General features: G+C 73.7%; 2 protein-coding genes. Both read right to left on the reverse strand.

Features of this window, described 5'->3' with window-relative positions; all coding sequences use genetic code 11:
* Window positions 1–114: 114 nt before the first annotated feature.
* Window positions 115–891: an SGNH/GDSL hydrolase family protein gene (locus AB0G02_RS30960; protein ID WP_360801043.1), complete on the reverse strand. Its 777-nt coding sequence runs from the start codon at window positions 889–891 to the stop codon at window positions 115–117.
* Between the two features lie 55 nt (window positions 892–946).
* A partial coding sequence (locus tag AB0G02_RS30965) for a beta-propeller fold lactonase family protein (RefSeq protein WP_360801046.1) occupies window positions 947–1,195 on the reverse strand: 249 nt, incomplete at its 5' end.

A 1,195-nucleotide genomic window follows, 5' to 3' on the forward strand; every position in this document is an offset into this window, starting at 1 on the left:
CTCGGGGGGTTTGGTCGGGGTGGGGTTGGGGGGGGAAGTGGGGGGGGTGTTGATCCAACTGGGGGGGCTGGGGGTTTGGGCGGGGCGGGCGGCGGGGGGGGGGGGAAGGAGGGGTCAGTTGGTGGCGTTGGTGGCGTTGGTGGCGGTGGTGGTGGTGGTGGCCTCGGTCAGGGCGGCCAGGTAGCCGGACTCCTGACCTGCCCTGTTCGGGTGGTAGGAGCGGTCCACCGGGAGCAGGACCAGGCCGTTCAGCCAGGGGTCGTCGGCGCACACGCTGTGGCCCTCGTACTTCGCCCGCACGTCCGCGAACACGAACCCGGCCGCCTTCGCCCGGTCGGCGGTGACCCCGGCCAGCGCGTCCGCCGCGTGGTTCACCGAACGCCGCTTGCCCTCGCTCATCAGGCACCACGACTCGAACGCGAACAACCGCGGGTAGCCCAGCACCACCACCTCGGCCGACGTCCGGCCGCGCACCGCCCCGTACAGCGCGTCCAGCCGGCCGGGCAGCTCGTCGCGGATGAACCGCTCGGCCACACCGACACGCTGCGCGCACTCGTCGTCGCCCTTGAGCGTGCACGTCGTCATGACGTCGCTGAACGCGGCGTCGTTGCCGCCCGCGGTGATGGTCACCAGCGTCGTCGCGGACGTGATCCGCTCCGCCTGCGCGATCACCTGGTCGGTCCGGGCTCCCGCGCACGCCACCTGCACCAGCGACGCGCCGTTGCGCTCGGCCCACAGGACCGGGTACGCGTGCGGGCTGCGCCGGCAGTCGTCGGACGCCTCGTCGCCCGCGCCGAGGCCCGCCGCGTAGGAGTCACCCAACGCGACGAGCTCCGGCGCGGCCGGTGCGGGGGTCAGGGCCATCAGCAGCGCGAGCGCGAGGAGCTTCATGCACCCGGCCTACCACTGTGGACGGTGCCGCCGGCCGAAGTTGACCCGTCCGGAGTTACCCCTTCAGTGCGACGCAGACCGGGATCGCCGCGGCGGACGTGCCGACCTGCCGCAGCCGGCCGGTGGACCGGTCGACGGCGAACGTGGTGACGTTGTCGGAGTTCTGGTTGGCCGCCAGCAGGAACCGGCCGGCCGCGTCGAGCGCGATGTGCCGGGGGAACTTGCCGCCCACCGGCGTGGCCTCGACCAGCCGCAGCGCCGCGCCGTCCCGCTCCACGGCGAACACCGCGACGCTGTCGTGGCC

This window comes from Actinosynnema sp. NPDC023658 (genome assembly GCF_040639995.1).
GTDB lineage: Bacteria > Actinomycetota > Actinomycetes > Mycobacteriales > Pseudonocardiaceae > Actinosynnema.

What these genes read in the sequence shown, in the direction of transcription:
- AB0G02_RS30960 (WP_360801043.1), bottom strand. Translation starts at nt 891, where the DNA reads ATGAAGCTCCTCGCGCTCGCGCTGCTGATGGCCCTGACCCCCGCACCG.